Here is an 8,821-nt window from a genome sequence, read left to right as displayed (position 1 = left end):
ACGCGCTGGTGACGATGTGCATCGGCGGCGGGCAGGGCATTGCCGCGATCTTCGAACGCGTCTGAGGTTCGACTTGCGCCTGGATTGCCGATCAAGATGTCAAGGCGATCCAGGTCCTTTGGCAGGTCTGCAGCTTGATTCAGGGTGCGCGGCAACGCGTCCGCGCACGCGGCCGTGATCGTTGAAGCGGGCGCACTCCGCCAGTACGGCTGCAGCCGTTGCCATGCCGGCGTCCTCGAAGCCATCGATGGCGATCTTCGAGAACGCCTGCAGGAAGTAGGCCGACTTCGCCGCAACCACGACATCGCAGGCCAGCGCGAGCGACGCGCCGCCGCCCGCAGCCAGGCCGTTGACAGCCGCAACGCTCGGGACTGGCAGGCTTTGCAGCTTCATGACAAGAGGCTTGAAGTACCGCTCGACGTGAGCGCCGATATCGGGCAGCTTTCCGTTCACGATCTGCATCGCCGGATCGGCCAGATCCTGGCCGGCGCAGAACGCGCGCGGGCGTCGAGCGCCGTGGCGGCACCATCGGCGCCCCGCTCCTTCAGTTGATACGTTATTTGCCGGTGAACTGCGGCGAGCGTTTGGCGAGGAATGCTTCGATGCCTTCACGCGCGTCCTCGGTGCGCGTGGCGCGCGAGAACAATTCAGCCTCCGCGCGCAGGCCGGCATCCAGATCCAGCCGGGCTGCAGCCAGCACCGCCTCGCGCGCCAGGTGGACAGCCGATGGCCGGTCTTCCGAGACTTCAGCCAGGTGCGCCTTGCCGACAGCGACAGGGTCGCCCGCCTCGACCAGCCGGTCGACCAGGCCGATCTCCAGTGCCTCGTCCGCGGCAATCATCCGCCCGGTGGTAATCAGATCCAGCGCCCGCGTCGTACCCACCAGCCGTGGCAGCCGTTGCGTCCCCCCATAGCCCGGGATCAATGGCGGCATGGCCGATGTGCACCTTGACGGCGCCGAGGGCGACGCCACCGCGGACACCGACGCCGCACAAGCCCGCTAAAAAAGCGGGCAGCATCCCGTCCTCATGCCGGCAGTGCGAAGGGATTGAACCCGGTGCGCTGATAGCCCTCCGCCGTTACGGCATGGTCCAGGGCCAGCGTGGCAAGATCATCGGCGACGGCCTCGGCTTGCCGGTCGCGTTCCAGTGAGATGACTTTCAGGTATCCGTGACACACGCCGCAGCATTCGGCGCGCACCGTGGCTTCGGCGGTGTCGAAGCTGAGGTAGTCAAGGTCCGCAGCGGCACCACAGTTGGTGCATTTCGCCCGCACCATGTGCCAGGCGCTCTCGCAGAGCGCGCAATGCAGATAGCGCAAGCCCTGGCGATCGCCGGTCAGGATCAGGCTTGCTACAGGCGCACTGCCGCAGGCCGGGCAAGACGCGTGCTCGGCAGGGCCACAGCCGGGCACGGGCACGGGCGCGGCGCGCACGGCGCTGGCGCGTTGCAGCGAGAGCGCGGCCCAAAGGAAGGGCGCGATCGCCGCCGGGACGGCGTCGAAGCGACCCAGGGTCAGCGCCTGGGCCGCGCCGAGGCGCTCCTCGTCCGGAAGGCCGCGCAGCACCGCTAGATGCGTGGCGACCGGGGCGGGGACATCGGGCGCAAGCCGCTCAATCAACCGGTCAAGCAGAAAACCTAGATGCCCCTGCTGCAGAATGGCCCTGGCGCCTGCCGGTCCGGATCCGCCGGCTTCGGGCACAAGCGATGCCTGCACCTCGGCCACGCGGGCGGCCAAGCGCAGGTAATCGGCGTGATCGTGGCCTTCGGCCAGCGTGCGCAGGCGCGCGGCGCGGCGGCCGTAAAGACCGGCAAGGTCTGGCTGGATCTGCGGCGCGAAATTCCGGGATGCCTCGCCCGATGGCAGCCCGCCTGGCGGCATCGGATGCGGGCTCATGACCGACGGCCCTTCGCTTCCACCTCTTTCGCCTCTTTCGCCTTCACCTCGCCATACCAGCGGTCATGGTGCTGCCTGGCCCAGGCCCGTGAAACATAGCCCGTCACCATACCAGTGATCGAACCGCGGACCCAGAGGGCCAGATAGATGTGCCCCACAATCAGCAGGATCAGGCCGATCCCTGCGACGGAATGGGCCAGGATCGCCAGGCGGAGCACGGGAATCGGGAAATACTCGGCGAAATAGGCGCGCCACATGATCAGCCCGGTGATCAGAAGGGCCAGTATCGAAGCCATGATGAGCCAGAACAAGACCTTCTGGCCGGCGTTGTACTTGCCTATCCGCAGCGGTTCGCCACCATGCCGGTTCAGGAGCACGTCCCGGACGCGGCGGAACCAGATCGCGTCGGTGCGCGCGGGCATGTTGTAGCCCACAAAGCGCACGAACATGTAGCAAAGGCCAACGAAAACCGCGATGCCGAGGAACGGGTGGAGCAGCCGCGCCATCTGCGGCGTGCCAAGGAATCCGCTCATCCAGCTCACCATCGGGAAGAACCACGAGATACCCGAAACCGCAGCGAGGAAGAAGCAGAACACCATCGCCCAGTGGCACAGCCGTTCGGCGAACTTCGTGCGCAAGATCCTATCGTTGTTGGTCGCCATCTCCGCTCTCCGCCTATGCTGCGCCATCATCCGGGCCATGGTGCCCATCCGATTCGGTGGTGTTGGGGCCGACCGCCATGAAATGCGCCGCCATGCCCACGACCACCGCCGCGCCAACGACGGCCGCGCCAGGTTGCAGGCCATCCTTCCAGCCCGAAACGACCGTGCTGATCTTCGGGTCCTTCGGCAAGCCCGCGTAGCGCTTGGGGTCATCGGCATGCTGCAGCACGTACATCACGTGGGTGCCGCCGACCCCCGCCGGGTCATACAGTCCCGCCTTGGCAAAGCCGCGCTCGTTCAATTCGGCCACGCGCTCGGCCGCGAGGGACTGCATCTCTGCCTTCGAGCCGAAGCTGATGGCGCCGGTCGGGCAGGTCTTGACGCACGCAGGCTCCTGCCCGACCGAGACGCGGTCCGAGCACAGCGTGCACTTGTAGGCCTTGTTGTCCTTCTTGGAAATGCGCGGCACGTCGAAGGGGCAGCCGGCCACGCAATAGCCGCAGCCGATGCACAGGTCGGACTGGAAGTCGACGATGCCGTTCGCATACTGCACGATGGCGCCGGGCACCGGGCAGGCCTTCAGGCAGCCGGGGTCCTCGCAATGCATGCAGCCGTCCTTGCGGATCAGCCATTCCAGCTTCCCCGCCTGGTCCTCATGCTCGGTAAAGCGCATCAGGGTCCAGGTGTCGGGCGACAGATCGCGCGGGTTGTCGTAGACGCCGACATTCTCCTGCACCTCGCCGCGCAGGTCGTTCCATTCGCTGCAGGCGACCTGGCACGCCTTGCAGCCGATGCAGGTCGATACGTCGATCAGCTTGGCCACTTGCATCTGATGGTCACGGATCCGAGGGGCCGGTGTCAGCTCCGACGAGGCCGAGCGACGGATGATGTTCTGCGAGTTCATGCCTGTGCTCCCGCCATCTTTTCAATGTTTACGAGGAATGCCTTGAATTCCGGAGTCTGTGAATTGGCATCGCCAACGCCAGGCGCAAGCGTGTTGGCGAGATAGCCCTTGCGCGTCGCTCCCTCGAAGCCCCAATGGCACGGGATGCCGATCTGCTCGACCGCCTGCCCGGCCACCTGGAGCGTGCGCATGCGCTTGGTCACCACCGCCTTGGCAGTGATGTAGCCGCGTTTGGTCGTAATCTTCACCGTGTCGCCATGGGCGATGCCCTTGTCCGCGGCCAGCTTCTCGCCGATCTCGACGAACTGCTCGGGCTGGAGCATGGCGTTCAGATGCGAGTGCTTGGTCCAGTGGCGGAACAATTCCGTGATCGAATAGGTCGTGGCGACATAGGGAAACTCGGTGCGGTTGCCCATGCGCTGCGCATCGTTCTGGAAGATGCGTGCGGTCGGATTGTGGGTGACCTTTGCGTGCAGCGGGTTCTTCCCGATCGGGCTCTCGACCGGCTCGTAATGCTCGGGGAAAGGGCCGTCGATCATGCCTCCGGCCGAGAACAGGCGCCCCACGCCTTCGGGCAGCATGATGAAAGGTCCGATCGGTGAGCCGGGTGCCGCGGTGAGCGGAAAGTCGGGCACGTCGGCACCCACCCATGTCTCGCCGTTCCAATGCAGGATCTGGCGCTTGGGGTCCCAGGGGTTCCCCTTCTCGTCCATCGAGGCGCGGTTGTAGAGAATGCGGCGGTTCGCGGGCCAGGACCAGGCCCAGCCCGGCGTGTTGCCGAGACCGGTGTCGGTGTTGTCGCGCCTGGCCATCTGGTTGCCGGCCTCGGTCCAGGAGCCGGTGAAGATCCAGCAGTAGCTCGAGGTGGTGCCGTCGTCGCGCAGTTGCGCGAACGAATCCAGCAACTGGCCCTTGCGCAGGATCTTTTTCCCGGTCTCGTCGAATACATCCGCCAGCGCGTAGCCGTTGGCTTCCTTGGCCATTTCCTCGGGATGGGGGCTGCAGGGATCGTGATAGGTCTCCTCGTCCCAGGTCATGTGCAACACCTGTTCGGGGCAGGCGCCGCCCTCTTTTTCGTAAAGCCGCCGCAGCTCCATCATGATGCCGCCAAGGATGGCCGGATCATGCCGCGCCTCGCCCGGCGGCTGCTGGCCCGCGTAGTGCCATTGCAGCCAGCGGCCCGAATTCACGACGGTCCCGTCTTCCTCGGCAAAGCAGCTCGACGGCAGCCTGAAGACCTCGGTCATGATCTCCTCGGTCCTGACGTCGTTGAACTTGCCTTCGTTGCGCCAGAAGTTGGAGGTCTCGGTCACCAGCGGGTCGATGACCACCAGGAACTTCAGCTTCGACAGCGCGGCCGAGGACTTGTTCTTGTCAGGCATTGCCGCCAGCGGATTGAACCCCTGGACCACGTAGCCGTTGACCTTGCCCTCGTACATCAGGTCGAAATAGGCCAGCATGTCGTAGCTGCGGTCCCATTTCGGCAGCAGGTCAAAGGCCCAGTCGTTTGCCGCCGTGGCATGTTTGCCGAACAGGTTTTTCTGCAGCGAGACGAAAAACTTCGGCAGGTTTTTCCAGTAGTTCACCTGGTCGGGCAACATCGCTTTCGGCGTGGCATCGGCCAGGAACTGCCTGAGCGTCTGCTGCCTGTCGGCGGGCAGGTCCATGTAGCCCGGCAGCCGCAGCGACAGCAGGCCCAGGTCGGTATAGCCCTGGATGTTGGAATGGCCGCGCAGCGCATTCACGCCGCCGCCGGACATGCCGACATTGCCCAGCAGCAGCTGGATCATCGCCGCGCCGCGGATGATCTGCGCGCCGCCGGTGTGGTGCGTCCAGCCGAGCGCGTAAAGCCAGGTGAGCGTCTTGTCCTTCGCCGAGCACGAGCCGACGATCTCGGCGATCTGCAGGAAATCGGCCTTCCTGACGCCGGTGATCTCCTCGACCTTCTCCGGCGTGTAGCGTGAGACGTGCCGCTTCAGCAGGTTCAGCACACAGCGCGGATGGCGCATCGAGGGATCGCGTTTCGCGTTTCCCCGTGCGTCGAGCTCATAGGTCCAGGAGGCTTTGTCGTAGACGAGCTTTTCGGGATTGAAGCCCGAGAACAGCCCTTCGTCGAAGCCGAAATCCTCGCGCACGATCAGCGGCGCGTTGGTGTAGGCGCGCACGTAGTCATGCTGGATCTTGTCGTTCTGCAGAAGCCAGTTGACCATGCCCATCAGGAAGGCCGTGTCCGACCCCGCCCGGATCGGCGAGAAGATATCGGCAACCGAGGCCGTGCGGTTGAAGCGCGGATCGATGACGATGACCTTGGCCTTGTTTTTGATCTTGGCCTCGATCACCCATTTGAAGCCGACCGGGTGGGCCTCGGCCGGGTTGCCGCCCATGACCATGACGACATTGGCATTCTTGATGTCCACCCAGTGGTTCGTCATCGCGCCGCGGCCGAAGGACGGCCCCAGCGCCGAAACCGTTGGCCCGTGGCACAGGCGCGCCTGGCAGTCCAGCGCCAGCATGCCGAGTGAGCGGGCGAACTTGAAGTCGAGCACCCCCGTTTCGTTGGAGGCCGCCGACGAGGCGAGCATGCCCGAGCTCAGCCAGCGGTTCACCAGCTGGCCCTTCTCGTTGCGCGCGATGAAGTTCTTGTCGCGGTCGTCCTTCAGCAGCCGGGCGATGCGCCTGGTCGCTTCGTCCCAGCTGATGCGCACCCACTCCTTCGACCCCGGCGCGCGGTATTCCGGATACAGCAGCCGGTTCTTTGAATGGACAATGTCCAGCAGCCCCGCGCCCTTGGGGCAGAGCGAGCCACGGCTGACCGGATGATCGGGATCCCCCTCGATGTGGAAGATGCGGGGTTTCGCATTCTTTGCGCCGTCACCGAGCGAATACATCAGCAGGCCGCACCCGACCGAGCAATAGGTGCAATTGTTGCGCGTCTCCTTCGCACGCAGCAGCTTGTAGGGGCGCACGCCGGCGGGGGCCTGCGCCCAGGCCGTACCCATGCCCAGGGCCGAGGCCGTGACGGCAACGGGGCCTGCGCCGAGAATCTTGAGGAACCGCCGGCGTCCGATACTGGTGGTGCTTGTCATGTCTCCTCGCCTTGCCGGGCTTGCTGACGTGTCCGCCGAAGCCTCTGTGCTTATTGTTCCGCGGCTGATGCAAGAGACATCTTGAGCTGACTCGTCGCCTTGGCCGCAATGCTGATCGCAAGGCAGTGGGCATGCGCACAGCGACCCGGAGAATCGTGCGGCAGGACCAACGCCTTTCGCCCAAAGATATCCGTCCGCTCACTTAAGGTAAATTCAGCGATTCTTTGCCGGTCTATAAGAGATTGCTTAAGTAGCGCGGCGGCTACCTCATCAACCCGGCGCGTGCCAGGCCGGTCGACCGTGACGCCGCGGTCCGCTCGCTCAGGTGCTCACCCGGCCAGGTGCCGGTGCCTCACGCCGGGAACCGACATGCCAATCTGCAGAATCTCGCCGGCAGTTGAATCGGTCACGTAAAGCGTGCTTGCATCGGGTCCGCCGAAGGCGACGTTGGTCAGCGAATGGCCAGCAGTGCCACGGATCACCTCGACCGGCTCGGCACGATGATTGAGCACCCAGACATAGGCAAGGCCGGGATTGGCAACAAGGAGGCGGCCATCGACATCCATGGCGAGGCCGTCCGGCCCGCTGGGACCATATGACGTAAAGAACTGCCCGGCCTTGGATACGCTGCCGTCCTCCTGCAAGGGCATGCGCCAGACGCAGTTGCCCCGTGTGACGGCAACGAACAGGAAGCGCTCGTCCGGTGACAGCACGATGCCGTTCGGACTCGGCACGTTGGAAAGCAGCAGTTCGAGGCGCCCTTCGCCAGTCAGCCGATACACGCGGCCGCTAGGGTCATGCAGCCCCGTTTGCCCCTGGTCCGTGAAATAGATGTTTCCCTGAGAGTCCAGCGTCAAGTCGTTGACGCCCTTGAAGCTTTCGGTATTCCGGCGCGGCAGGTACGGCCGGACGGTACCCGTTCGCACGTCAACCTCCATCAGCCCGTTGCGGTAGTCCGTGACAAGCAAGGACCCGGCATTCAGGAATTTCATCCCGTTGGGCTCGCCGTCCCATTCGGCAACCAGGTCCCAATCGCCCTTCTGGTCGATCCTGAAGATCCGGCCATTGGGAATATCGGTGACGTACAGGTTGCCGGCATCGTCGAAGACGGGGCCTTCCAGGAAGGAATCGCTTTCGCGCCCTCCCTGGTTCGCCCTGGACCATTCGGTTCGCCGCGGGTGGCGATAGCGGGCAGGCAGGCTGGAGAACGACGACGCTTCACGTATGACCGGCGAATTCAGTAGAAACATGTCTCGACACCTGTTGATCGTCCTGTTGCAGCGGCGCGCCCATTACTGCTTCTGAAACCCCGTCCCGCGTGCAACCTTCCCCCAGAAGGCGGTCCTGCTGGCCACTTCGGTCCTGAACGTGCCGGCATCCCAATAGCCCGGCTCGGCACCGATACTCTCAGCATAGGCCTGCATGTCCGGCGTCGCCATCGCCTTGGACACCTCGTTCTGGATTCGCTCCAGCACGTCGGCGGGCGTGCCCTTGGGCGCCCACAAGCCGGTGAAATTGGTGACACCGTAGCCCTTGACACCGGCCTCCGCAAAGGTGGGCACGTTGGCCAGCGCGGGCAGGCGTTTCGTGCCGCTGACGGCCAGCACCGCCAGCTTGTTACCCTTGACCTGTCCGATCACGCCCGGAATAGAAGCCATCTGGAAGTCGACGGTACCGCTCAGCAACGCGATGGTTGCTTCGCCGGCGCCTTTGAATGGCACATGCATGAAGTGCGTTCCCGCGGCGAGGCCCAAGGCTTCGCTGGCGAAATGCGGAGTCGAGCCCGGCCCGCCCGACCCGTAGGAAACCTTGTCGTCGGACTTCGCCGCGGCAATCAGGTCGGCCAGCGTCTTGTACTTGCCGTCAGCCTTGACCACCACGCCCATCGGGGCGAACACGTATGCCGCGACAGGTTGCAGGTCCTTTGCGGCATCGAAAGGAAGCGACTTGAAGATGTGGGGCAACAGCGCGTAGGTCGTATCGTTGGCGAGCAGCGTGTAGCCATCCGGCGCGGCGCGCGCAACTTGGGCCGAGCCGATCGTTCCGGTCGCGCCTGCCTTGTTTTCGACATAGAAGCTCTGGCCCGTCTGCTCGGTGAGCCGCTGCGCCATCTTGCGGGTGACGGCGTCCACGGCGCCGCCAGGCGGGTAAGGAACGACGATCTTGACCGGCTTGGCTGGCCACCCCTGGGCTTGCGCCGCCGTCGACATGGCGGCAAGCGCGGCAAGTGCCAGCGCCCGGAGCAGCGCAGCTCCGATGTTCATCTGTTTCAT

The 8,821-nt window shown here is 64.7% G+C and carries 7 protein-coding genes and 1 pseudogene; all 8 read right to left on the bottom strand.

What is annotated here, in order from left to right:
• Positions 1-99: 99 nt before the first annotated feature.
• A pseudogene (locus tag IPF36_RS34465) lies at positions 100-501 on the bottom strand (enoyl-CoA hydratase-related protein); the annotation flags it as partial.
• Positions 502-556: 55 nt separating this feature from the next.
• Entirely contained in the window at positions 557-934 is a 378-nt protein-coding gene (locus IPF36_RS01300; protein WP_195427119.1) for an enoyl-CoA hydratase/isomerase family protein, read from the bottom strand.
• A 92-nt stretch (positions 935-1,026) separates the two neighbouring features.
• The gene (fdhE, locus tag IPF36_RS01295; protein WP_135702921.1) at positions 1,027-1,896 is read right to left on the bottom strand and encodes a formate dehydrogenase accessory protein FdhE; all 870 of its coding nucleotides are present in this window, start codon (positions 1,894-1,896) and stop codon (positions 1,027-1,029) included.
• Positions 1,893-2,558, bottom strand: coding sequence for a formate dehydrogenase subunit gamma (locus tag IPF36_RS01290; protein WP_135702922.1), 666 nt, complete (start codon positions 2,556-2,558; stop codon positions 1,893-1,895). The genes fdhE and IPF36_RS01290 overlap by 4 nt, the downstream gene beginning before the upstream one ends.
• Positions 2,559-2,571: 13 nt before the next feature.
• A complete protein-coding gene (gene fdxH, locus IPF36_RS01285) occupies positions 2,572-3,462 on the bottom strand; it encodes a formate dehydrogenase subunit beta (protein WP_195427116.1) in 891 nt (296 codons plus the stop codon).
• Entirely contained in the window at positions 3,459-6,548 is a 3,090-nt protein-coding gene (gene fdnG, locus IPF36_RS01280) for a formate dehydrogenase-N subunit alpha (RefSeq protein WP_195427113.1), read from the bottom strand. The genes fdxH and fdnG overlap by 4 nt, the downstream gene beginning before the upstream one ends.
• Before the next feature lie 329 nt (positions 6,549-6,877).
• Positions 6,878-7,798: an SMP-30/gluconolactonase/LRE family protein gene (locus IPF36_RS01275; protein ID WP_135702925.1), complete on the bottom strand. Its 921-nt coding sequence runs from the start codon at positions 7,796-7,798 to the stop codon at positions 6,878-6,880.
• A 42-nt stretch (positions 7,799-7,840) separates the two neighbouring features.
• Positions 7,841-8,821 carry a tripartite tricarboxylate transporter substrate binding protein gene (locus IPF36_RS01270; protein ID WP_135702926.1) on the bottom strand — a complete coding sequence of 327 codons (981 nt, stop codon included), beginning with the start codon at positions 8,819-8,821 and terminating at the stop codon, positions 7,841-7,843.

Origin of the sequence: Cupriavidus sp. IK-TO18, from assembly GCF_015549295.1 — a bacterium.
GTDB lineage: Bacteria > Pseudomonadota > Gammaproteobacteria > Burkholderiales > Burkholderiaceae > Cupriavidus > Cupriavidus oxalaticus_A.
This window is presented reverse-complemented; position numbering and strand designations above follow the sequence as displayed.